Here is a 22,395-nt window from a genome sequence, read left to right as displayed (position 1 = left end):
TTTTTACTAGAAAAGAAAATTATGAACACAAAAATTTTAGAAACCTTAGAATTTAGCAAGATTAAAGAACTGTTTGCTCCCTATCTTTTGACTGAGCAGGGGCAGCTGGAGCTGGGCCTGCTTTTGCCGACCAGTAAGAAGGAGACGGTAGCTTCAGCTTTTCTGGAAATGACAGATATGCAGCAGATTTTTGTGCAGCATCCGCACTTTAGTCTGGCTGCGACTCAGGATATCACTGCCTTGACCAAGCGCTTGGAGCTGGAAAGCGACTTGAATATTGAGGAGTTTTTGGCCCTCAAGCGCGTCTTGGCTGTGACTCAGGAGCTCAAGTCCTTTTATGAGGACTTGGAAAATGTGTACTTGGAAAAGCTGGACCGTCTGTTTGAGAACCTGGCTGTGTTCCCTAAGCTGCAAGGAAGTCTGCAGGCTGTTAATGATGGCGGCTTTATCGAAAGCTTTGCCAGCGAAAGTTTGAGCCGTATCCGCCGAAAAATTCAAGAAAATGAAAACCAAGTGCGGGAAATTCTGCAGGAGATTCTCAAAAACAAGGGAGAGATGCTGGCAGATCAGGTAGTGGCCAGCCGGAATGGCCGCAATGTGCTGCCTGTAAAAAATACCTACCGCAACCGCATTTCTGGTGTGGTTCACGATATTTCAGCCAGCGGAAATACCGTCTATATCGAGCCTAGAGCAGTTGTCAATCTCAACGAAGAAATTGCCAGTAGTCGGGCGGACGAGCGTTATGAAATTCAGCGGATTTTGCAGGAATTATCAGACCTCTTCCGTCCCCATGCAGCTGAAATTGCCAACAATGCTTGGATTATCGGACATCTGGACCTGGTGCGTGCCAAGGTCCGCTTCATGCAGGAGACGGGAGCGGTGGTGCCAGACCTGTCGGAAGAGCAGGATATCCAACTGCTCAGTGTCCGCCATCCCCTGATTGAAAATGCAGTGGCTAATGACCTGCATTTCAGGCCTGATTTGACAGAGATTGTCATTACGGGGCCTAATACGGGTGGTAAGACCATCATGCTGAAGACCTTGGGCTTGGCTCAGATCATGGCTCAGTCAGGTCTGCCGATTCTGGCAGACAAGGGGAGTCGCGTCGGGATTTTCAGTCAGATTTTTGCAGACATTGGTGATGAGCAGTCCATTGAGCAGAGCCTGTCGACATTCTCCAGTCACATGACCAATATCGTCTCTATTTTAGAGCAAGTTGATAGCGAGAGTCTGGTTCTGCTGGATGAGCTGGGAGCTGGGACGGACCCGCAGGAGGGTGCAGCTCTGGCTATTGCTATCTTGGAAGACTTGCGGCTGAGACAGATTAAAACAATGGCGACGACCCACTATCCTGAACTCAAAGCCTATGGGATTGAGACGGACTGGGTGGAAAATGCCAGCATGGAATTTGATACAGATAGTTTAAGGCCAACCTATCGCTTTATGCAGGGAGTGCCTGGCCGCTCTAATGCCTTTGAAATCGCTCGGCGTTTGGGCTTGGCAGAAGTTATCGTTAGCCATGCCCAAGAGCAGACCGACACAGACAGTGATGTCAACCGAATCATTGAGCGCCTAGAGGAGCAAACTCTAGAAAGCCGCAAGCGCTTGGATAATATCCGTGAGGTGGAGCAGGAAAATCTCAAATTTAACCGAGCCCTCAAAAAACTTTACAATGAGTTTAATCGAGAAAAGGAAACTGAGCTCAATAAGGCGCGATTGGAAGCCCAGGAAATCGTTGATTTGGCTTTGTCAGAGAGTGAGAGCATTCTCAAAAATCTCCATGATAAGTCCAGTCTTAAACCGCATGAGATTATTGAAGCCAAGGCTCAGCTTAAAAAGTTGGCACCAGAAACCGTTGATTTATCAAAGAATAAGGTGCTCAAGCAGGCCAAGAAAAATCGGGCACCCAAGGTGGGAGATGATATCCTAGTCACAAGCTATGGTCAGCGGGGAACCTTGGTCAAGCAGCTCAAGGACGGCCGTTGGGAAGCCCAGGTCGGTCTTATCAAGATGACTCTAGAAGAGCAGGAATTCAACTTACTCAAGGCTGAAAAGGAGCGGCAACCTAAGCGCAAGCAGGTCAATGTGGTCAAGCGGGCCAATACTGCTGGACCGAAAGCCAGACTGGATCTGCGCGGCAAACGCTATGAAGAGGCCATGGAAGAGCTCGATGCCTTTATCGATCAGGCCCTCCTCAATAACATGGCTCAGGTGGACATTATCCACGGTATTGGGACCGGGGTCATCCGTGAAGGGGTGACAAAATACCTCCGCCGCAACAAGCACGTCAAGTCCTTCGGCTATGCCCCGCAAAATGCTGGCGGCAGCGGTGCAACGATTGTGATATTTAAGTAGGAAGAATAAAGAAAAATGGCTGACTAAGCCATTTTTTGTGCTATAATGTAGGCGTAAAATAGATTGGAGGAAGAAGCCATGAAATTTAAACACGTATCAGATTCCTGCACGACTATTTTGGTGGGCAAGAAGGCCAGTTACGACGGTTCAACCATTGTGGCTCGTACGGAGGATTCACAAAATGGGGTCTTTACACCCAAGAAATTTATCGTAGTGGAGCCACAAGACCAGCCTCGCCATTATCAGTCAGTTTTGACATCCTTTGAGATAGATTTGCCGGACAATCCAGTCCGCTATACGGCAGTGCCAGATGCAGTTCCCAAGGATGGGATTTGGGGAGCTGCTGGGATTAACAGTTATAATGTTGCTGTCAGCGCAACGGAGACGATTACGACCAACAGCCGTGTGCTGGGGGCTGACCCTTTGGTAGAGTCAGGTATCAGCGAGGAAGATATCCTTACGCTGGTTCTTCCCTATATCAAAACGGCTCGTGAAGGGGTTCTTCGTCTAGGAAAAATCTTAGAAGAATACGGTACTTATGAATCCAATGGGATTGCTATCTCAGATGTCAATGAAATCTGGTGGCTGGAAACCATTGGCGGCCACCATTGGATGGCGCGGCGCGTACCAGACGATGCCTATGTGACCAACCCCAATCAGCTGGGCAGCGATTATTTTGAATTTGATAATCCTGAGCACTTCCTCTGTCATCCAGATCTCAAAAAATTTATCGAGGAAAATCATCTCAATCTGAATTATTCGAACGAGGGTTTCAATCCCCGCTATGCTTTTGGCAGCCAGAAGGATAAGGATCGTCATTACAATACGCCGCGAGCTTGGGATATCCAGCGTTTTCTCAATCCAGAAGCGGAGCAAGATCCAAGAAGTTTCTTCATTCCTTGGTGTCGTAAGCCTTACCGCAAGATCACGATCGAAGATGTCAAGTATGTCCTGAGCAGTCACTATCAGGATTCGCCTTATGATCCTTACGGAGCAGAGGGGGACCACCACAGCAGACGGGCCTTCCGGACTATTGGGATCAATCGGACTAGCCAGACAGCCATCTTGCAGCTGCGCCCTAATCAACCGCAGGAAACAACGGGCATCCAGTGGCTATCCTACGGCTCCATGCCTTACAATACAGCAGTTCCTTTCTTTACTCAAGTCTCGACAACGCCAGATTACTTTGCCAACACGACAGACAAGGTTTCGACGGATTCTTTCTACTGGGCTAATCGACTCATTGCTGGGTTGGCTGATGCTCATTTTAGCAGTCATGTCGGAGACTTGGATGATTATCAGGAAAAGACCATAGCCTGGGGTCATGAAATGATTGGTCGGGTAGACCGAGCTCTGGCCAAAGGCGAGGATGTGGACTTTGAAGCTGAAAATCAAGCCATGAGCGACAAGGTGCAAGAAGCGACAGACCAGCTCTTGGAGAAGGTTCTCTTGGATGCCAGCAATCTCATGACCAACCATTTCTCACTGAGCGACTAAGGGCTACCCGTAGCAAATATTTTTCTTTCTCTTGCTTTTGTTGTAAAATGTTATCAAAAGTAAGCTATTCAAAGGAGAAGATTTATGGTAGCAGCAGTTACAGATGCAACATTTGCAGAAGAAACAAAAGATGGATTGGTTCTGATTGACTTTTGGGCAACTTGGTGTGGTCCATGCCGTATGCAGGCACCTATTCTGGAGCAGTTAGCAGAAGAAGTCCATGAGGACGAACTGAAAATCCTTAAAATGGATGTGGATGAAAATCCAAATACTGCCCGCGAATTTGGCATTATGTCCATTCCGACCCTTTTGTTCAAGAAAGACGGTCAAGTCGTTAAGCAAGTCGCAGGTGTTCATACCAAAGACCAGCTCAAGGCTATTATCGCTGAATTAAGCTAAGTAAGAAGCCTCTGAGCTTCTTTTTTGTGTCAAAAAACGTTTACATGCTTAAAATTTTTATAAAATATTGACAAAAGACGAATGTTCTTTTAGAATAATAGAAAATTAATAATCAACACCGAACGAAGTTTTTCAGAAAGAGGCGGGCGCTTCTGACTGTGAAATGGACGGAACTCTGGAGAGACCAGGAATGGCACCGAAGGGGCAAGGCGGTTTAGAACCGCTCAAACTCTCAGGTAAAAGGACAGAGCTAAGAGGCAGGGATTTCCCTACTCCAGCACATCCAGAGTACATGTTTTGCATGTGCTCTTTCTTTTTCTCGGTGTGAAAAGGAGCTTATATCATGTTGGAAATATTGAATCAATTGGATTCTTTTGTTTGGGGTCCTCCCCTGCTCATTTTGCTGGTTGGTACTGGTATCTATCTCAGTCTGCGTCTGGGCTTGCTGCAGATTTTTCGACTTCCGCGTGCCTTTCGCTTAATCTTTGTATCAGACGAGGAGCATCAGGGTGATGTCTCTAGCTTTGCAGCTCTCTGTACGGCTCTGGCTGCGACTGTGGGAACGGGAAATATCATCGGAGTGGCAACGGCCATTAAAACCGGTGGACCGGGGGCACTCTTCTGGATGTGGGTGGCTGCTTTCTTTGGGATGGCGACGAAGTATGCCGAAGGCCTCTTAGCTATCAAGTACCGCCGCAAGGATGCTCATGGCGCTATGGCGGGCGGTCCCATGCACTATATCCTATTAGGAATGGGCGAGAAATGGCGCCCGCTGGCCATCTTTTTTGCGATAGCTGGTATCTTGGTGGCTCTCTTGGGGATTGGGACCTTTACGCAGGTCAATTCCATCACAGAGGCCATGCAGAATACCATTCAGCTGCCTCCAGCTGTGACAGCTTCTATCTTGGCTATTTTGGTGGCTCTGGTTATTTTCAGCGGTATCCAGTCTATTGCTCGAGTATCGACCAAGGTTGTGCCCTTTATGGCGGCTATTTATATCTTGGGGACTGTGACTGTCTTAGCGGTCAATCTCGATCGTCTGCTGCCCACTCTCCAGCTGGTCTTTAGCTCAGCCTTTAGCCAGACGGCTGCTGTCGGCGGTTTTGCCGGTGCGACCATCCAGATGGCAATTCAAAACGGGGTCGCGCGTGGAGTTTTTTCCAATGAATCTGGTTTGGGATCAGCGCCCATTGCAGCGGCGGCAGCTCGGACTAAGGAACCGGTAGAACAGGGCTTGATTTCCATGACCGGAACCTTCATCGACACCTTGATTATCTGTAGTTTGACAGGCTTGACGATTTTAATCACAGGGGTCTGGGATGGCAATCTCAATGGTGTGTCCCTGACTCAGGCAGCCTTTGCGAGTGTTTTTGCTAATTTTGGTCCGGTCCTGCTTTCAGTCTTTCTAGTTCTGTTTGCCTTTACGACTATCTTGGGCTGGAACTACTATGGTGAGCGCTGTTTTGAATTTCTCTTTGGGGTGCGCTATATCCGCGTTTATCGTCTGCTCTTTGTCCTGATGATTGTCCTCGGTGGTTTTGTAGGTCTAGAGGCGGTCTGGATTCTTGCAGATATTGTCAATGCCCTCATGGCCTTGCCAAACTTAATCGCTCTCCTAGCGCTTTCTCCTATTGTCATCAGTGAAACGAAGAAATATTTTGACCAACATCGAAAGAACTAATCTGCTCACATAAAAAAGCCTCTAGCTTTCCGTAATGATGGAAGTCTAGAGTTTTTTTGTTGAAATTAATAGCGTTTTTCTTTTGGCCAGCCGCTCATCTCGGCCACGGCTGTAAAGAGAACGTCAGTAGAAGAGTTGAGGGCGGTCTCGCAGGAGTCCTGAATGACACCGATGACAAAGCCGACGCTGACTACCTACATGGCCAAATCATTGGAAATCCCAAAGAGGCTGCAGGCGACCGGAATGAGCAGGAGAGAACCGCCAGCTACGCCGGAAGCCCCGCAGGCAGAAATTGCCGCTACAATACTGAGAACTAGAGCCGTTCCAAAGTCAACCCTGATGCCCAGCGTGTTGACAGCAGCCAAGGTCAGGGTATTGATAGTGATGGCAGCCCCTGCCATATTGATAGTAGCCCCCAGAGGAATAGAGACCGAGTAAGTCTCTGGATTGAGCCCCAGATCCCGACAGAGTTTCATATTGACGGGGATGTTTGCCGCTGAGCTGCGCGTGAAAAAGGCAGTCACACCACTGACTCGCAAACAGCGCCAGACCAAGGGATAGGGATTTTTCCGCAGCATGATAAAGGTAATCAAAGGATTGATAATCAGAACAACAATCAGCATGCTGGCTATTAAGGCCAGCAGCAGGATACCATAGCTTTTTAGAGCCTGGAAACCTTTGCCGGAAATGGTCGTGTAGACCAGGCCAAGAATCCCAAGAGGGGCTAGGTTGATAATCCACTCGACAATCTTAGAAGTGATATCTGCCAAGGTTTGCAGCAGTTCCTTGCTATGGTGGCTAGCTTCTCGCATGGCAATTCCAAAGATGACAGCCCAGGACAGGATACCAATGTAGTTAGCGGTGATGATGGCGTTGACGGGATTGTCCACCAGCTGAAGCAGAAGATTGCTGAGGACTTGTCCGATTCCATCTGGCGGAGAAACCTTTTGGGAGGATGAAGCCAACTCTATACTAATGGGAAAGAAGAAGTTGACTAGGACTGCGACCAAGGCTGCCGCAAAGGTCCCTAGAAGATAGAGCAAGACGACTGTTTTAATATTGCTCTTTTGCCCTTTCTGCTGCTGAGAAAGGGCATTTGCTACCAGAGCGAAGACTAGGAGCGGAGCGATGGCCTTGAGGCCGCCAACGAAGATTTGGCCCAGAAGTCCAATGGCCTGTGCTTTGGGGAAGATGACAGCCAGCAGGACACCAAAGCCAATATCGATGGAAATCCGCTTGATTAGATTGGTTTTATTCCAAATAGTGATGAAGCGATGGACTATGTATGTTCCTTTCTTGTCTTAGATACTTATTTTATTATACGATAGAAAGGGGGTGAAAGCAATGCTAGGTCGGACTAACCATTCTATGTCCGCGCAGATTGGTCTTTGTGGTATAATGGTAGTAATCTTTTTGGAGGTAGCCTATGTCTAAGACCGGAAATGTCTTTTCCCGTTATATCCAGCAGTTTGACTGGAGCAAGATTGCAGATGACCTTTTTTCCAAGCTGGTCTCTTTACTTCTGCTTTTTATCTTATTTTACATAGTTAAGAAAATCCTGCATTTGTCAGTGACCAAGATCATTGCCCCCTCTCTTAAGCTATCCAAGCAGGATGTAGCCAGACAGAAAACCATTACTCGGCTGATTGAGAATCTGCTTAATTATGTCCTGTATTTTCTCTTGATTTACTGGGTTTTATCCATCTTGGGTCTGCCGGTTTCCAGTCTTTTGGCTGGTGCGGGAATTGCTGGTGTAGCTATTGGAATGGGGGCTCAGGGCTTCCTGTCGGATCTGGTCAATGGTTTCTTTATCCTTCTCGAGCGACAGTTAGATGTCGGTGACAATGTCCGCCTGACTAACGGTCCTATCAACATCGCTGGAACAGTAATCAGTGTCGGGATTCGGACGACACAAGTGCGGGACGCGGACGGAACGCTTCATTTTGTTCCAAACCGCAATATCATGGTTGTTAGTAATCTGTCTCGTGGAGATATGCGGGTTCTGATTGATATCCCCATTTATGCCCAGACGGATTTGGACGAGATTTACCGCATCATTTCCAAGGTCAATGAAGAAGCCGTGCCAGAACATCCAGAGATTCTCAAGGAACCGAATATTTTGGGGCCACAGATGGCTTCAAATGGCCAGTTCAACTTCCGTATCAGTATGATAGTGCAGGGAGGCATGCAGATTTCTATTTACCATATCTTCTACCGTCTTTACCATGAGGCGCTTTTGCGAGAGGGGATTGAGCTTCCGACGCTTGGACCTCTTTCAAAAGGCAAGTAATTATTGATTAGAAAGGTCCATATGAATCAGCGAATTCAGCAGGAGATTGTCAGTGAGGACAATCTTGTTTACCGTTTAAAACGTCCTCTCCACAAGCAGGGGCTCTTTTGGGCAGCTCTGGTGTCTGGTATTATCATCTTTCTTCTGGCCTTACTCAGCATTCTCCTCGTCATCACTACGATTGGCCTTATGGAGGAAAATGACCATCTCAAGTCCCTCACAGGTTATCATAACTCGCCTTTAGAGACCTATTCCAGCCATGCTTTTGAGAAAACAGTTGAATTTTCCAGCGGACTCAAGATGACAGTTCATTCGGCAGTAGAAGACAACAAGAGAGTCATGAGCGATGAGTCAACAGGAGTAGCTATCGTTGCGACTATCACGGTTGAAAACACTTCTAAAAAGCCCATTCTGGTCAGTCCTTATGACTTTGGACTTTATGACAAGAAGGAAAATGTCTATATTTTGGATGGCTCAACCTTTGACAATACACAAATCGGCACCAATCTGGCGCCAGGCAAGTCAGTCCGTTTTGACCTAATCTTTGACGGGGAAGGCGGCGATGAGGATACCTATACCGTGACCTACGAAAATGCTAAGTGGCAAAAGGAGAAAAACAAGACACAGAAAGAGAAAAAGAAGGAGCAATAGGTATCCTATTACTTTAATGTCTTTGCTACTTTCCTCACTAGATTTGAAAGTGGATGCAGCAAATTGAATAGATAAAAGAAGATTTGAGACGAAAATTTCAAATTTTTTTCTTGACTCTGACCTTAGAGGAGGGTGTATACTGGTGAAAATTAGAAAAGGAGATTACAATGAAAATCAATATCATTCGTTCAGATAAAGTTTATCAAGAGATGCTAGAGATGCCTTTAGAAAAGAGAGAGGGTTGTTTTCGAGCTAAATTGTTAGCGCCTTTTGCTCCCAAATACCAAACTCAGCACATTCCTCTGAAAGCGAAGTATCCCGGAGGATTTGATGCTTTGTTCCTACTTGGCTTTATGAATCAGCTACCCAGCACTCTGTCAGAAAAGGATAGACCGGCTATTGATGCTCTGAGCTCTGATCAACTCTGGCAAAATTGTCAAGATACCATCAAGAGGAGTATCGGTCTTTTTGAGCAAGCTGGCTATGATTTAGAGGTTGAGGATTACTATTTTACTATTTTGTTAGGCAATCCAGAAAAGCCCATGCTACAGCTCAATAAGGGTTACAGCGGAGATGGAGGAATTCCAGGCTACCTCATGCTTAGTCTGCTGCCAAATGACTATACTTTACCACGTGTGCAGGCTGCGTTGGCTCACGAGTGCAACCATAATGTCCGCTTCCAATTTATCAAATGGAACCAGCAGACGACACTAGCAGACTGGGTAGTTAGTGAAGGATTGGCAGAGTCCTTTGCTGCTGAACTCTATGGCAAGGAGCTCATTGGACCTTGGGTCACTTCAACTAGTTCCGAGCAGTTAGAAGAGATTAAGCCCATCATCTCCAGTCAGCTTCAGCTAACAGGGATGGCGGAAATGGCTCCTTATCTCTACGGTGATGAAATTGCAGAAATACAGGGGCAAATACCAGTCGGTATGCCTTATGCTGCAGGCTATGCTTATGGCTATCATCTGATACAAGCCTATCTGAAAAAGACTGGCAAGAGCATTATTGAGGCCACAGTAACACCGACAGAAGAAATTTTAGAGGCGACTAAAGACTTTTGGAAATGACACTTTTACTTGAAAATCTGTCAAAACTTGATATAATGTAGGTGATTTCTGGAGGTATCAGTATGCATTATAAAAGAATTGAATTAAAAGTCACAAATCAAGGTATCCATGAGCGCAAGATTTTTCAAGGTGTTAAAATTTTCAGCCGCAGCAAGCTGTCCAAAGATCAGAAAAGCATTCTAACACAGAAGCTTTACCTGACACCCAAGCAAAACATTGTTTACTATCAGCGAATAGATGTCAACTATGACCAGAACTGGCATCATAATAAGGACTATTACGAACTAGCTTATGACCAGTTGGACAGAGAAACTGTCTTTAAGGTTTGCCAAGATTTTGACGAACTAAGTCCTTTTCTGGAGACTGAGCTGCTTGAGAAGCTAAAAGAAAAGCAGTCAGCAGGCAAATTTTTTGAAAAATTAGATATATAAAAATCCGACTGCTTATAAAAGCAGTCGGATTTATTCTAGTTTGATAGTGCTTAAACAATACCTTGCGCAATCATAGCATCTGCCACGTTTTCGAAGGTAGAGATGTTAACACCAACCAGATAGTCTTTGCTAAGTCCGTAAGTTTCAGCGGTAGTTTTAGCTGTGTTGAAGATGTTTGTCATGATGTCCTTGAGATGGCCAGAGTATACTGACATCTATTCATCTGATGAGAGGGATTTTATCATCCAGATATTCATAGCTGGGTGGCCGGCAGCGTTAGAAAGTGGTTGTTGCAGTGATGTAAAACCATAGTGCTGATAGATGGCCACGGCCGTAGCCAGTTCAGTAGTAGTTTCTAGATAAAGCTGTTCATAACCTGCTAGACGGGCTTCCTGGAATATCCGCATTATCAACCGGCTGGAATAACCTTTGCCACGACTATTTTTAGTGACATACAGTTTTTGTAATTCAGCAATCTTATCAGACACAGGTGCAAAGCCACCACAGCCAACGAGTTGACCTTCATCTTCCAGAACAAAGTAAGCTGCCCTCTCTTGCTGTTGATAATAGTCGGCCAAATGATCTAGATGAGAATCAAAGTAGACAGTTCCTGGTTTGTCAAGCCCGAATTCTTCTAGGCTAGCTCGAATGAGCTGCGCTACAGCTGGATTGTCTCTCACTTCCATTGGCCGTAAGTTCATCATTTGTCCTCCGATAGGATGTATCGACTAGTTAAACAATACCTTGGGCAATCATAGCATTGGCTACGTTTTCGAAGGCAGCGATGTTAGCACCAGCTAGGTAGTCTTTGCCAAGTCCGTAAGTTTCAGCGGTAGTTTTAGCTGTGTTGAAGATGTTGGTCATGATATCTTTAAGACGTCCGTCAACTTCTTCGCGAGTCCATGACAGACGAAGGCTGTTTTGGCTCATTTCCAGAGCGGATACAGCTACACCACCAGCATTGGCAGCTTTGGCTGGTCCGTAGAAAATACCATTTTCTTTGTAAACTGCGATAGCATCCAGGTCGCTAGGCATGTTGGCACCTTCAGATACACAGATAACTCCTTGAGCAACTAAGCGTTTGGCAGCTTCGCCATTGATTTCATTTTGTGTCGCACATGGCAGAGCGATGTCGTATTTCTCAGCGTAAGTCCAGACAGAACCTTCATGGTAAGTAGCGGTTGCTTTTTCAGCAGCATATTCTGTCAAGCGAGCGCGGCGTTTTTCTTTAACATCTGTAAGGAGATCGAAGTCAATACCATTTTCATCGATAACATAACCGTTTGAGTCAGATACAGAGATAACAGTTGCACCGAGTTCAGTAGCTTTTTGGAGAGCATATTGGGCTACGTTACCAGAACCGGAAATCACCACCTTCTTGCCAGCAAAGCTTTGGCCGTTAGCCTTGAGCATTTCTTCTGTGTAGTAAACCAAGCCATAGCCTGTTGCTTCTGGACGGATCAAGCTGCCGCCAAAGCCAAGAGGTTTACCAGTCAAGACACCAGCGTCGAATTGATTGAGGCGTTTGTATTGACCGTATAGGTAGCCGATTTCACGTCCGCCGACACCAATATCACCAGCTGGAACGTCAAGAGATGGGCCGATGTGTTTTTGCAATTCAGTCATGAAGCTTTGGCAGAAGCGCATCACTTCAGCATCTGTCTTGCCTTTTGGATCAAAGTCAGATCCACCTTTACCACCGCCGATTGGCAGGCCAGTCAAGACGTTTTTAAAGATTTGCTCAAATCCGAGGAATTTCAAGATCCCTTGGTTTACAGTTGGGTGGAAACGAAGTCCGCCTTTATAAGGACCAACTGCTGAGTTAAATTGTACGCGGTAACCACGGTTGACTTGTACGTTACCTTCGCGGTCTACCCAAGGAACACGGAAGCTGATAACGCGCTCAGGCTCAGTAATACGCGCTAGGATGTTTTCTTCAATGTATTCTGGGTGTTTTTCAAAAACGGGCTCCAGAGTATTGAGAAACTCTTCAACAGCTTGGAGGAATTCTGCCTCGTGTCCGTTGCGGGCTTTTACGGTCTCGAAAGTGCTTTGGATATATTCTTTAGCAGTTGTCATCTGTCATTCTCCTTTAAATAAAATAGTAAACCATCCTGCCGGAAGCTGCTTGCAGCTTGTGTGACGAGGATGTGTTTAAATTTTTAAAACAGGCATCTTTTAGATGTCATATTTTGTTACATGAAACATTATAGCAGACTTTTTTTCTCTTGTAAAGAAAAAAGTTGAATTTTCTAAAAATTTCCACAATTTATTTTCTGAAACATTCCAGAAAATAGCTGAGCGAACTGGATGTTTTCCGAACGTTAGTCAGGAATTGCCGGTTAAAAAAACGAAAAAGTGGAGTTTGGTGATATAATAGAGGAAATGAGCTAAAGGCACTCGCCTTCAGAAAAAAAGGAGCGTTTTACTATGGTTTCGACATCTACACAGATTGCTGGTTTTGCATTTGACAACTGCTTGATGAATGCAGCTGGGGTTGCCTGCATGACAAAAGAGGAACTGGCGGAAGTCAAAGATTCTGCTGCGGGAACCTTTGTGACCAAGACGGCAACGCTGGAATTTCGTCAGGGAAACCCAGAACCGCGCTATCAGGATGTTCCGCTGGGGTCTATCAACTCCATGGGCCTGCCCAACAATGGTTTGGACTACTATCTTGACTACCTGCTGGAACTCCAGGAAAGCGAACCAAATCGGACTTTCTTCCTCTCTTTGGTAGGTATGTCGTCAGAAGAAACCCACACCATTCTTAAGAAAGTTCAGGCAAGTGACTTTAAAGGCATTACTGAGCTCAATCTCTCCTGTCCCAATGTCCCTGGCAAGCCACAGATTGCCTATGACTTTGAAACGACGGAAAAAATCTTGTCAGAGGTTTTTGCTTATTTCACCAAGCCCCTAGGAATCAAACTGCCTCCTTATTTTGACATCGTGCATTTTGACCAGGCCGCTGCGATTTTTAACAAATATCCGCTCAAGTTTGTCAATTGTGTAAACTCTATCGGAAACGGCCTTTATATAGAAGATGAGTCAGTGGTTATTCGTCCGAAAAATGGCTTTGGAGGTATCGGAGGTCAGTACATCAAGCCGACTGCTCTGGCCAATGTCCATGCCTTTTATCAACGCCTTAAACCGGAAATCCAAATCATCGGAACTGGTGGTGTCCTGACTGGCCGCGATGCCTTTGAGCATATCCTCTGTGGAGCAAATATGGTGCAGGTAGGAACAACCCTTCATAAAGAAGGGGTGGCAGCCTTCGAGCGCATCACTGAAGAACTCAAGGCTATTATGGAAGAAAAAGGCTATGAAAGCTTAGAAGATTTCCGAGGGAAATTGAAGTATATTGAGGAGTAATCTTCTATATAAGTGTTGTTGTGATTTGAAATGAAGAACATGGCTGGGTTGATTGTCATTAAGACCCAGCTTTTCATATCAATTTGAAGAAAGTTCCAATCAAATTGCTATAATTTCAACTTCTTTTATGAGAAAATAGACGCAAAGAAATGAGGTGTTTTTTATGGCTGAAATTTATTTAGCGGGCGGATGCTTCTGGGGATTGGAAGAGTACTTTTCTCGCATAGAGGGTGTGGAGAAAACGACAGTTGGCTACGCCAATGGACAGGTGGAATCAACCAACTACCAGCTGATTCATCAGACGGACCATGCAGAGACGGTTCATCTAGTCTATGACGAAAAGCGGGTCAGCCTACGGGAAATCCTGCTCTATTATTTCCGAGTCATTGATCCTCTGTCGGTCAATAAACAGGGAAATGATGTAGGACGTCAGTATCGGACGGGCGTTTACTATACCAATCAAGCCGATAAGGCGGTCATTGAGCAGGTCTTTGCTGAGCAGGAAAAGAAGCTGGGACAAAAGATTGCTGTTGAGCTAGAGCTTTTGCGCCACTATGTCCTAGCTGAGGACTATCATCAGGATTATCTCAAGAAAAATCCTGGTGGCTACTGTCATATCAATGTCAGTGATGCCTATCAGCCCTTGGTTGATCCTAGCCAATACGAGAAGCCTACAGATGCGGAACTAAAAGAGCAGCTGACGGAAGAGCAGTACCAGGTGACCCAGAATAGTGCGACAGAGCGTCCTTTCCATAATGCCTACAATGCCACTTTTGAAGAAGGAATTTATGTTGATGTGACGACTGGAGAGCCCCTCTTTTTTGCTGGTGATAAGTTTGAGTCTGGCTGTGGCTGGCCTAGCTTTAGCCGGCCCATTGCCAGAGAAGTTCTGCGATACTATGAAGACAAGAGCCATGGTATGGAGCGTATCGAAGTGCGCAGCCGTTCAGGGAACGCCCATATTGGGCATGTCTTTACTGACGGACCAGAAGCAGCAGGCGGTTTGCGCTACTGTATCAACTCAGCAGCCTTGCGATTTATTCCAAAAGAAAAAATGGAAACAGAAGGATATGGCTATCTGCTGACCTTCATGCAGTAAAAGGGCATAAAATCAACTCAAATGCTTCAATCAGTCATATATTTTTTTTATCACGGCGATAAATTATTTATATAAGCCAAGTCTCCTTGAACATGGTAAAATGAGAAGTAATCTTATAAAATAGAAGATTTAGAATTTTATTCATTAAAGGAGAATAAATGATGAATTTGAAAAAAATCTTTTCAATCGGCTTAGTAGGCCTTGCAGCCTTGGGTTTGGCAGCTTGCGGAGGCTCTTCTAGTAAGGAGAGCAAATCAGCAGACGGACCTGTAACCGTCAAGGTTGGGGTAATGAGCCTGAGTGATACAGAAGAAGCGCGCTGGAACAAGGTTCAAGAGATTCTTGACAAAGAAAATGCAGGCGTTAAATTAGAATATACGCAGTTTACTGACTACTCTCAGCCTAACCAAGCTCTGCTTGACGGTGATGTGGATATCAATGCTTTCCAACATTACAACTTCCTTGAAAACTGGAACAAAGAGAAGGGAGCAGACCTTGTGTCTGTTGCGGATACCTATATCGCTCCTATTCGTCTCTACTCTGGTACAAAGGACGGCAAAAATAAATACACAGATGTGAAAGACATCCCAGAAAATGGTACAATTGCTGTTCCAAATGATGCGACAAATGAGAGCCGTGCTCTTTATCTTCTTGAATCAGCTGGCTTGATCAAGCTTGATGTTAAAGGTAAGGAACTTGCGACTGTTGCCAATATCAAAGAAAACAAGAAGAATCTGACAATTTCTGAGTTGGATGCTTCTCAAACACCAGCTTCTCTGACTTCAGCAGATGCTGCAGTTGTCAATAATACTTTCGTCCGCGAAGCAGGTATTGACTACAAGAAGGCCCTCTTCAAAGAAGAAGCCAATGAAAACTCAAAACAATGGTATAACCTGATTGCAGCGAAACCAGATTGGAAGAAATCAGACAAGGCTGACGCAATTGAAAAAATTATCAAGGCTTACCACACTGATGAAGTGAAAAAAGTTATCGAAGAATCATCAGATGGTATGGATCAGCCAGTTTGGTAATTTTTTACCGGCAGAAGGTCATTGTATTGAATAAATGAAATGATTAAGAAGGGCGGAGATTAGCTTCTCCAGCCCTTTATCTGCTATTATGGTCATTTAGTTTAACAGTATCTGGCTTTGGGTCAGGTCGGTAAAGATTGCGGCTTGTGGCATCGCATTTCCCTAGTCAAGCGACAGGCGGAAAGCAAATTAAAAGGCTATAGTGGCTAAATCTCATATTGGACAAATCAAGGAGTGAATCGGAAATTATGGGCAAAGAAATTATCAAATTGGATCACATTGATGTCGTTTTTAATCAAAAAAAGCAAGACATTAGGGCCGTAGAAGATGTGACCATTCATATTAATCAGGGAGATATTTATGGAATTGTAGGTTATTCTGGTGCCGGGAAATCTACTCTGGTCCGTGTCATTAACTTGCTGCAGGTGCCGTCTGCCGGTAAGATTACGGTGGATGATACGGTTTTCTATGATCATCATCAGGTTCAGCTTACTGCGGCTGAGCTACGCCAAAAGCGTAAGGATATCGGGATGATTTTCCAGCATTTTAACCTCATGGCACAGATGACGGCTAGGGAAAATGTTGCCTTTGCGCTCAAGCATTCTCCTTTATCAGCTGCTGAAAAAGAGAAGAAAGTTCATACGCTTTTAGACTTGGTAGGCTTAGCAGATCGGGCGGATAATTATCCTGCCCAGCTGTCTGGCGGTCAGAAGCAGCGGGTGGCTATTGCGCGGGCCTTGGCCAATGATCCCAAAATCCTAATCTCGGACGAGTCCACATCCGCTTTGGATCCTAAGACCACCAAGCAGATTCTGGCTTTATTGCAGGATTTGAATCAAAAATTGGGTCTGACTATTGTCCTCATCACCCACGAAATGCAAATTGTCAAGGACATTGCCAACCGGGTAGCAGTTATGCAGAATGGCCGACTGATTGAGGAAGGCTCAGTTCTGGATATTTTCTCTAATCCCAAGAATGAGCTGACCCAAGACTTCATTACGACAGCAACGGGTATCAATGAGGCCATGATCAAAATCAACCAGCAAAAGATTGTGCAAAACCTGCCGGAAAATTCCATTCTGGCACATTTGAAATACTCAGGTGTGGTAACAGACACAGCCATTATAAACGACATTTACAAGCAGTATCACATATCTGCCAATATTCTTCACGCCAATATTGAGATTTTAGACCATGTACCGGTCGGAGAAATGGTCGTTATCTTATCTGGAGAGACCAAGCAACTGGCGGCGGTGCAGGAAAGTCTGCGCGAAGCAGGAGTAGAGCTGCATGTTTTGAAAGAAGGGAGTAACTAATGCTACAGCTGATTCAACAATTTATGCCCAATGTTTATAGAATGGGCTGGTCTGGTCAGGCTGGCTGGGGAACAGCTATTTACCTGACTCTGTATATGACCATCATTCCTTTCTTTATCGGAGGGATTCTAGGCTTTATCGCAGGTCTCTTGCTTGTCTTGACAGGGCCGAGAGGTATTTTGGAAAATAGACTTGTCTTTTTCGTCCTAGACAAGGTTACCTCTATCTTCCGGGCTATTCCTTTCATCATTCTCCTAGCCCTCATCAATCCTTTTACTCGGATTATTGTGGGAACTGGGATTGGACCGACTGCGGCCTTGGTGCCTCTTTCACTGGCTGTTTTTCCTTTCTTTGCCCGTCAGGTTCAGGTGGTCTTATCCGAACTAGACCGAGGAGTCATTGAGGCGGCGCAGGCTAGTGGAGCAACTTTCTGGGACATTGTCGGTGTTTACCTGCGGGAAGGTCTGCCGGACTTGATTCGGGTGACGACTGTTACGCTCATCTCTCTGGTTGGTGAGACCGCTATGGCCGGAGCGATTGGAGCTGGTGGACTAGGAAATGTTGCCCTGACTTATGGTTATCAGCGTTTCAATCATGATGTGACCATTCTTGCGACTATTCTTATTTTGCTGCTCATCTTCTTTATTCAGTTTGTTGGGGATTTCCTGACACGGAAGATTAGTCATAGATAATGATTGACAACTAGAGCCTTAGCTGGGGCTCTTTTTTATGCCATAATTTTATAAAAAGACTTGCACAATTAGATTAGGCTTGTTATAATAGCTAAAATCTTTTGAAACCAAGTGTTGGGAAAGTGAGGATATGGCGGATGAAAGCTTATACAAATGTCAATCTGGTGACCTGTGACAGCGCATTTCATGTTTACCGGGACGGGCTGCTAGTGGTTGAGGACGACCGCATTGCCTACTGTGGTCCCTATGAAGAAAACTGGCTAGGGAAGTGCAGTGAAAGAGTAGATTATGAAGGTGCTTGGATTATGCCAGGGCTGGTCAACTGTCATACTCACTCGACCATGACCTTGCTGCGCGGGATTCGTGATGACAGCAATCTGCATGAATGGCTGGAGGATTATATTTGGCCAGCAGAAAGTCAATTCACAGCGGATTTAACGACCCAGGCTGTCCAGCTGGCTCTGGCTGAAATGCTGCTGTCAGGAACAACGACTTTTAACGACATGTATAATCCTCAGGGAGTGGATATTGACCGGATTTATCAGGCTGTGCGGCAGTCTGGTATGCGCTGCTATTTCTCACCAACCCTCTTTAGCTCAGCCGCGGAAACGGCAGAAGAGACTCTGGCTCGTACTCGGACCATTATTGAGAAAATTCTCTCCTATAATGATGAAGATTTTCAGGTTATGGTGGCGCCTCATTCCCCTTATGCCTGTGACGAAGCTTTGCTCAAGGGCAGTCTTGAGCTAGTGCGTGAGCTGGACTTGAAACTTCATATCCATGTAGCGGAGACACAGGAAGAAAATAAAATCATTCTGGAGCGCTATGGTAAACGGCCTCTGGCTTTCTTAAAAGGCCTGGGCTACTTGGATCGGCCAGGCCTTTTTGCTCACGGGGTTGAGCTGAATCCGTCAGAGATTGCGGATTTGGCGGCTTCTCCAGTCAGCATCGCCCACAATCCTATCAGCAACCTCAAGCTGGCTTCCGGTGTAGCTCCGGTGACCGACTTACTAGCCGCTGGGGTGACCGTTGGCCTAGCTACAGACTCTGTCGCTTCCAATAATAATCTGGATATGTTTGAAGAAGGTCGAACAGCTGCCCTCCTTCAGAAGATGCGAGCAGGAGATGCGACTCAGTTTACGATTGAGCAGGCCTTGAAAGCTTTGACCATTGAAGGAGCCAAAACTCTGGGCTTAGAGAAGAAAATCGGCAGTCTGGAAGTGGGCAAACAAGCCGATTTCATTGTCATTCAGCCTAAGGGACGACTTCATCTCTATCCTTTGGAAAATATGCTGTCGCACCTAGTGTACGCAGTCAAAGGCAGCGATGTTCAAGATGTCTACATTGCAGGACAGCAGGTTGTCCGAGACGGGCAAGTGCTGACCGTTGATGTAGGAAGTTTTGGGTAAGAATGAAAGCCGATTTTCAGCTCGGCAATCAGCTCTTAGAATTGAAAAAATAGAAAATGAAGCAGGAGAATGGTGGAAGAATGCCGCAATTTAGAGATTGTAGCATGCTTCTCCCCGATCCTGTTTTTTGCTTTGCTTTCCTTTTGGCGGTAAAAATAGTACAATATAGTAAATGTTGATGCACTATTATCAAGCAAGAAAAAGCGGAGAGATGTGATGAATAAAAAATTTCTTTGGGAGAAGATTCAGACTTTTTTTCAGGAACTTTGGGAAAAGATATCAGTTTTTGCTGCGGAGCATACTCTCCTGACAGATGCCTACCAAGCTTGGCGGGATTGGATTAAGAAGTTGCCGTTTCCTCGTCCTAAGTTCTTTCAAAAACAGCTTAGCAATCGCCAGTTTGTCGGAGTGCTTTTGACAGTTGTTGGGCTGTCGGCTGGCTTAATTCTGCTGTCAGAGCATTTACCTGACTTCAGCTTTTCCTTCTCTGCAAAGAAAGAGCAGCAGTCAGATTCCTCTCAGAATCAGACGGTTCGCATCATGGCAACTGGGGATTTGCTTTATCACGATGGCCTTTATCTGAGCGCTCAGAAGGAAGATGGCACTTATGATTTTTCTGAGAATTTCCAATATGCTAAGGAATGGCTTCGGCAGGGAGATTTGGTCTTAGGGGACTTTGAAGGCACGATTCGGCCGGACTATCCCTTGAATGGCTATCCGCTTTTTAATGCTCCAGAAGCCGTAGTTCCAGCAATCAAGGATGCTGGCTATCAGGTGATGGACCTGGCCCATAACCATATTTTAGACTCTGGCTTGGAGGGAGTTTTCACTACAGCTCAGGCTTTTGAAAAAGAGGGAATCACTCCCATCGGTGTTTATCCACATGAAAGTCGCAGTCAGGCACCGCTCTTGATAAAGGAAGTCAAAGGTATTAAGATTGCACTGTTGGCTTACTCCTATGGCTACAATGGAATGGAAGGGCTTCTCAGTCAGGAAGACTATGATAATCGCCTGTCCGATCTGGATGAAGAAAAGATGCGGGCGGAGATTGAGCGGGCAGAAAAGGAAGCAGATATCACAGTCGTCATGCCTCAGATGGGGATAGAGTACCAACTGGAGCCAACAGAGGAGCAGATGACTCTCTACCATAAAATGGTTGACTGGGGAGCAGATATCGTCTTTGGAGGCCATCCGCATGTGGTTCAGCCGGCGGAGATTTTAGAGAAAGACGACCAGAAGAAGCTGATTATGTATTCTATGGGGAATTTTATTTCCAATCAGCGCATCGAAACCATGGAGGAGATTGAAAATGCTCATTGGACTGAGCGCGGAGTGCTGATGGATGTTACCATAGAAAAGACATCAAAGGGCACGCAGATAAAAAGTGCTCAGGCTCATCCGAGCTGGGTCAGCCGAGTTGAAAAAGGCACTACTTCAGCAGACGGTCTACCTTTATACACTTATCAGACCTGGATTTTGGACGACTTTGTCGAAGGCGGCAAGTATCGAGACAAACTGGACCAAGAAACCAGAGCACGGATTGATACCGCCTATCAGGAAATGAATTCTCATGTTGGACTGAATTGGCCAGGGCAATAAATTGCTTGAATATGAGTTTAGCCAGATTGGATTTTCCAATCTGGTTTTTGCTGTTTTAAAATTGAGGACTTTGTTATAATTAAAAAGGATTATAGAACTGTTAATGAATGAAACTGACTGCTTTCGAGCTCGTCTATCATTTTGATTTATTTTATTAGAAAGAAAATGAAATGCAATTTGGTTTGTGGATACTTTTGTATGTTATACCCATGTTTATCTTGTTTTTGTTGCTAGTGTGCTCCCTGGTCTTGCTGGTTTTCTGCCTGTTTTTGCGGAGAAATTTCTTCAAGGAAAAGCAAGGGCGCTATTTGCTGCTAGCTATCTTTTTGCTGGGGCTTTTTATTCTTCTGGTGAACTTGCTAGTATAGAAACGATGAGGTCGTAAGGAGAACGATCGAAACACTTAGGTCTTAGCTGACTTATATGTAAAAACATACTATTATTTCTGTCTTTCTTGTGAAATCAGCATAAAAAAACGAATACCCTCAACTTATTTTGATTAGCAGGTATTCGTTTTTTATTTTCTATTTAGAGTTTCATTTCTTCCGATACTGGCTTGGTGTCATTTGGTAGTATTTTTTAAACTGGCGGTTAAAGTTGGACAGATTATTAAAGCCTGCTTGGCTGGAGATTTCCAGTACAGAGAGGTTAGAGTGTTGCAGGAGTTCGGCTGCCTTGCGCAGGCGGAATTGGATTAGGTACTCAATGCAGGAAACACCCAGATGCTTCTTGAAGAAGTTCATGAAATGGGTGGAGCTGTAGCCACAGATGCCAGCCAGTTGGTCAATATTCAGGTCTTCTTGGTAGTGGGCATTGATGTAGTCGATGATGGAGCGAATCTTTTCTTCTTTGCGATACCCTTCTGGTGACAGGTCTTTGGAAATGACATAGCCATTCTCAAAGAGTAGGTAGAAGAGCTGGTTGAGCTGGGCTTTGAGCTGAAACTCGTAGTAAGATTTGCGGAAATAGCCTGTTTCCATAGCTGCTAAGAGGAACTGGCGAATCTCCGCATAGGCTGTATCATTGGGCTTGATCACATGAGTCAAGTCCAGCTGACCATTGTAGAGGGGCTGCAGATAGTTGATGCTGGCCTGATCCATGGCAGAGTAGCCCATCAGATCCAGATGAAAATTAATGGCGTCCATATAATGGCGCTCGTCGTTGATGGGATGGATGGAGTGCAGGGCATTAGGGCGGATCAGGATAATATCACCTTTTTCGCTGTTAAAGTAATCATCGTCAATATGAAATTGTGCTTTTCCTTCGTGGACATAAATCATTTCAACATCGGTATGCCAGTGAAAAAGAATATCTGGATGACCATTCTCAGTGATGGTGCGGGTCAGAGAATAAGGGGTTCCTTGGTTTTTAAAAACAGTATTTTTATGTAGTTGGCCTAAATCAATCATGGGGACACTCTTTCATAGAATAGTACAATTTATTAAGATAATTGTGTTAGAAAATATGTTTGACAACTATTATAATATAAATACAAAAAAAACGAAA

At 45.2% G+C, this 22,395-nt stretch carries 19 protein-coding genes, 2 pseudogenes and 1 riboswitch; of the genes and pseudogenes, 16 read left to right on the top strand and 5 right to left on the bottom strand.

Annotated features, from left to right (window positions below; translation table 11 throughout):
* Positions 1 to 21 precede the first annotated feature (21 nt).
* From O3620_RS03280 to O3620_RS03265, 4 genes are all read left to right on the top strand, one after another.
* Complete coding sequence (locus O3620_RS03280) at positions 22 to 2,355, top strand: endonuclease MutS2 (RefSeq protein WP_002919702.1); 2,334 nt, start codon at positions 22 to 24, stop codon at positions 2,353 to 2,355.
* Positions 2,356 to 2,433: 78 nt separating this feature from the next.
* Positions 2,434 to 3,852, top strand: a complete 1,419-nt coding sequence (locus O3620_RS03275) for a C69 family dipeptidase (protein ID WP_371601433.1) — start codon at positions 2,434 to 2,436, stop codon at positions 3,850 to 3,852.
* 84 nt (positions 3,853 to 3,936) lie between these two features.
* Positions 3,937 to 4,251 carry a thioredoxin gene (gene trxA / locus O3620_RS03270; RefSeq protein ID WP_008808279.1) on the top strand — a complete coding sequence of 105 codons (315 nt, stop codon included), beginning with the start codon at positions 3,937 to 3,939 and terminating at the stop codon, positions 4,249 to 4,251.
* A gap of 165 nt (positions 4,252 to 4,416) precedes the next feature.
* Positions 4,417 to 4,509: riboswitch (glycine riboswitch) on the top strand.
* A gap of 85 nt (positions 4,510 to 4,594) precedes the next feature.
* A complete protein-coding gene (locus O3620_RS03265; RefSeq protein ID WP_061592247.1) occupies positions 4,595 to 5,932 on the top strand; it encodes a sodium:alanine symporter family protein in 1,338 nt (445 codons plus the stop codon).
* Between the two features lie 65 nt (positions 5,933 to 5,997).
* On the opposite strand, the pseudogene sstT reads toward O3620_RS03265, so the two are convergent.
* Positions 5,998 to 7,215 (bottom strand): annotated as a pseudogene (sstT, locus tag O3620_RS03260) (serine/threonine transporter SstT).
* Between the two features lie 143 nt (positions 7,216 to 7,358).
* On the opposite strand from sstT, the gene O3620_RS03255 reads away from it, so the two are divergent.
* The 4 genes from O3620_RS03255 (at position 7,359) to O3620_RS03240 (ending at position 10,374) form a co-directional block, all read left to right on the top strand.
* Positions 7,359 to 8,222 carry a mechanosensitive ion channel family protein gene (locus tag O3620_RS03255; RefSeq protein ID WP_002907299.1) on the top strand — a complete coding sequence of 288 codons (864 nt, stop codon included), beginning with the start codon at positions 7,359 to 7,361 and terminating at the stop codon, positions 8,220 to 8,222.
* A gap of 21 nt (positions 8,223 to 8,243) precedes the next feature.
* Complete coding sequence (locus O3620_RS03250) at positions 8,244 to 8,873, top strand: DUF4352 domain-containing protein (protein WP_002919694.1); 630 nt, start codon at positions 8,244 to 8,246, stop codon at positions 8,871 to 8,873.
* Between the two features lie 167 nt (positions 8,874 to 9,040).
* Positions 9,041 to 9,943 (top strand): DUF2268 domain-containing protein, encoded by a 903-nt coding sequence (locus tag O3620_RS03245; RefSeq protein WP_002919693.1) that lies wholly within the window; start codon positions 9,041 to 9,043, stop codon positions 9,941 to 9,943.
* 62 nt (positions 9,944 to 10,005) lie between these two features.
* Positions 10,006 to 10,374, top strand: coding sequence for an EXLDI protein (locus O3620_RS03240; RefSeq protein ID WP_002919692.1), 369 nt, complete (start codon positions 10,006 to 10,008; stop codon positions 10,372 to 10,374).
* A gap of 50 nt (positions 10,375 to 10,424) precedes the next feature.
* On the opposite strand, the pseudogene O3620_RS03235 reads toward O3620_RS03240, so the two are convergent.
* The 3 genes and pseudogenes from O3620_RS03235 to gdhA all read right to left on the bottom strand — a co-directional run.
* A pseudogene (locus O3620_RS03235) lies at positions 10,425 to 10,574 on the bottom strand (NADP oxidoreductase); the annotation flags it as partial.
* A gap of 15 nt (positions 10,575 to 10,589) precedes the next feature.
* Positions 10,590 to 11,075 (bottom strand): GNAT family N-acetyltransferase, encoded by a 486-nt coding sequence (locus O3620_RS03230; protein ID WP_032913004.1) that lies wholly within the window; start codon positions 11,073 to 11,075, stop codon positions 10,590 to 10,592.
* A 31-nt stretch (positions 11,076 to 11,106) separates the two neighbouring features.
* A complete protein-coding gene (gene gdhA, locus O3620_RS03225; protein WP_002919688.1) occupies positions 11,107 to 12,453 on the bottom strand; it encodes an NADP-specific glutamate dehydrogenase in 1,347 nt (448 codons plus the stop codon).
* Positions 12,454 to 12,804: 351 nt separating this feature from the next.
* On the opposite strand from gdhA, the gene O3620_RS03220 reads away from it, so the two are divergent.
* From O3620_RS03220 to O3620_RS03185, 8 genes are all read left to right on the top strand, one after another.
* Positions 12,805 to 13,743 (top strand): dihydroorotate oxidase, encoded by a 939-nt coding sequence (locus O3620_RS03220; RefSeq protein WP_002919687.1) that lies wholly within the window; start codon positions 12,805 to 12,807, stop codon positions 13,741 to 13,743.
* A 163-nt stretch (positions 13,744 to 13,906) separates the two neighbouring features.
* Entirely contained in the window at positions 13,907 to 14,842 is a 936-nt protein-coding gene (gene msrB, locus O3620_RS03215; protein WP_002919686.1) for a peptide-methionine (R)-S-oxide reductase MsrB, read from the top strand.
* Positions 14,843 to 15,000: 158 nt separating this feature from the next.
* Complete coding sequence (locus O3620_RS03210; RefSeq protein WP_002919685.1) at positions 15,001 to 15,873, top strand: MetQ/NlpA family ABC transporter substrate-binding protein; 873 nt, start codon at positions 15,001 to 15,003, stop codon at positions 15,871 to 15,873.
* 248 nt (positions 15,874 to 16,121) lie between these two features.
* Positions 16,122 to 17,189: a methionine ABC transporter ATP-binding protein gene (locus O3620_RS03205; protein WP_002919684.1), complete on the top strand. Its 1,068-nt coding sequence runs from the start codon at positions 16,122 to 16,124 to the stop codon at positions 17,187 to 17,189.
* Positions 17,189 to 17,881, top strand: coding sequence for a methionine ABC transporter permease (locus O3620_RS03200; RefSeq protein ID WP_002898357.1), 693 nt, complete (start codon positions 17,189 to 17,191; stop codon positions 17,879 to 17,881). The genes O3620_RS03205 and O3620_RS03200 overlap by 1 nt, the downstream gene beginning before the upstream one ends.
* Positions 17,882 to 18,018: 137 nt before the next feature.
* Positions 18,019 to 19,290 carry a TRZ/ATZ family protein gene (locus O3620_RS03195; RefSeq protein ID WP_002919683.1) on the top strand — a complete coding sequence of 424 codons (1,272 nt, stop codon included), beginning with the start codon at positions 18,019 to 18,021 and terminating at the stop codon, positions 19,288 to 19,290.
* Between the two features lie 216 nt (positions 19,291 to 19,506).
* Entirely contained in the window at positions 19,507 to 20,889 is a 1,383-nt protein-coding gene (locus tag O3620_RS03190; RefSeq protein ID WP_002919681.1) for a CapA family protein, read from the top strand.
* A 184-nt stretch (positions 20,890 to 21,073) separates the two neighbouring features.
* Positions 21,074 to 21,274 carry a hypothetical protein gene (locus O3620_RS03185; protein ID WP_002919680.1) on the top strand — a complete coding sequence of 67 codons (201 nt, stop codon included), beginning with the start codon at positions 21,074 to 21,076 and terminating at the stop codon, positions 21,272 to 21,274.
* Positions 21,275 to 21,425: 151 nt separating this feature from the next.
* On the opposite strand, the gene O3620_RS03180 is transcribed toward O3620_RS03185, so the two are convergent.
* Complete coding sequence (locus tag O3620_RS03180) at positions 21,426 to 22,298, bottom strand: AraC family transcriptional regulator (RefSeq protein ID WP_002919679.1); 873 nt, start codon at positions 22,296 to 22,298, stop codon at positions 21,426 to 21,428.
* Positions 22,299 to 22,395: the final 97 nt, after the last annotated feature.

The organism is Streptococcus sp. 27098_8_134 (genome assembly GCF_041431675.1).
Classification (GTDB): Bacteria; Bacillota; Bacilli; order Lactobacillales; family Streptococcaceae; genus Streptococcus; species Streptococcus sanguinis_R.
The sequence above is the reverse complement of the archived record's forward strand: the minus strand, read 5'-3'. Positions and strand labels throughout refer to the sequence as shown.

Bases quoted from the DNA above. Each gene is read 5' to 3' on its own strand.
- O3620_RS03280 (WP_002919702.1), top strand. From the start codon at position 22: ATGAACACAAAAATTTTAGAAACCTTAGAATTTAGCAAGATTAAAGAA.
- O3620_RS03275 (WP_371601433.1), top strand. From the start codon at position 2,434: ATGAAATTTAAACACGTATCAGATTCCTGCACGACTATTTTGGTGGGC.
- trxA (WP_008808279.1), top strand. From the start codon at position 3,937: ATGGTAGCAGCAGTTACAGATGCAACATTTGCAGAAGAAACAAAAGAT.
- O3620_RS03265 (WP_061592247.1), top strand. From the start codon at position 4,595: ATGTTGGAAATATTGAATCAATTGGATTCTTTTGTTTGGGGTCCTCCC.
- O3620_RS03255 (WP_002907299.1), top strand. From the start codon at position 7,359: ATGTCTAAGACCGGAAATGTCTTTTCCCGTTATATCCAGCAGTTTGAC.
- O3620_RS03250 (WP_002919694.1), top strand. From the start codon at position 8,244: ATGAATCAGCGAATTCAGCAGGAGATTGTCAGTGAGGACAATCTTGTT.
- O3620_RS03245 (WP_002919693.1), top strand. From the start codon at position 9,041: ATGAAAATCAATATCATTCGTTCAGATAAAGTTTATCAAGAGATGCTA.
- O3620_RS03240 (WP_002919692.1), top strand. From the start codon at position 10,006: ATGCATTATAAAAGAATTGAATTAAAAGTCACAAATCAAGGTATCCAT.
- O3620_RS03230 (WP_032913004.1), bottom strand. From the start codon at position 11,075: ATGAACTTACGGCCAATGGAAGTGAGAGACAATCCAGCTGTAGCGCAG.
- gdhA (WP_002919688.1), bottom strand. From the start codon at position 12,453: ATGACAACTGCTAAAGAATATATCCAAAGCACTTTCGAGACCGTAAAA.
- O3620_RS03220 (WP_002919687.1), top strand. From the start codon at position 12,805: ATGGTTTCGACATCTACACAGATTGCTGGTTTTGCATTTGACAACTGC.
- msrB (WP_002919686.1), top strand. From the start codon at position 13,907: ATGGCTGAAATTTATTTAGCGGGCGGATGCTTCTGGGGATTGGAAGAG.
- O3620_RS03210 (WP_002919685.1), top strand. From the start codon at position 15,001: ATGATGAATTTGAAAAAAATCTTTTCAATCGGCTTAGTAGGCCTTGCA.
- O3620_RS03205 (WP_002919684.1), top strand. From the start codon at position 16,122: ATGGGCAAAGAAATTATCAAATTGGATCACATTGATGTCGTTTTTAAT.
- O3620_RS03200 (WP_002898357.1), top strand. From the start codon at position 17,189: ATGCTACAGCTGATTCAACAATTTATGCCCAATGTTTATAGAATGGGC.
- O3620_RS03195 (WP_002919683.1), top strand. From the start codon at position 18,019: ATGAAAGCTTATACAAATGTCAATCTGGTGACCTGTGACAGCGCATTT.
- O3620_RS03190 (WP_002919681.1), top strand. From the start codon at position 19,507: ATGAATAAAAAATTTCTTTGGGAGAAGATTCAGACTTTTTTTCAGGAA.
- O3620_RS03180 (WP_002919679.1), bottom strand. From the start codon at position 22,298: ATGATTGATTTAGGCCAACTACATAAAAATACTGTTTTTAAAAACCAA.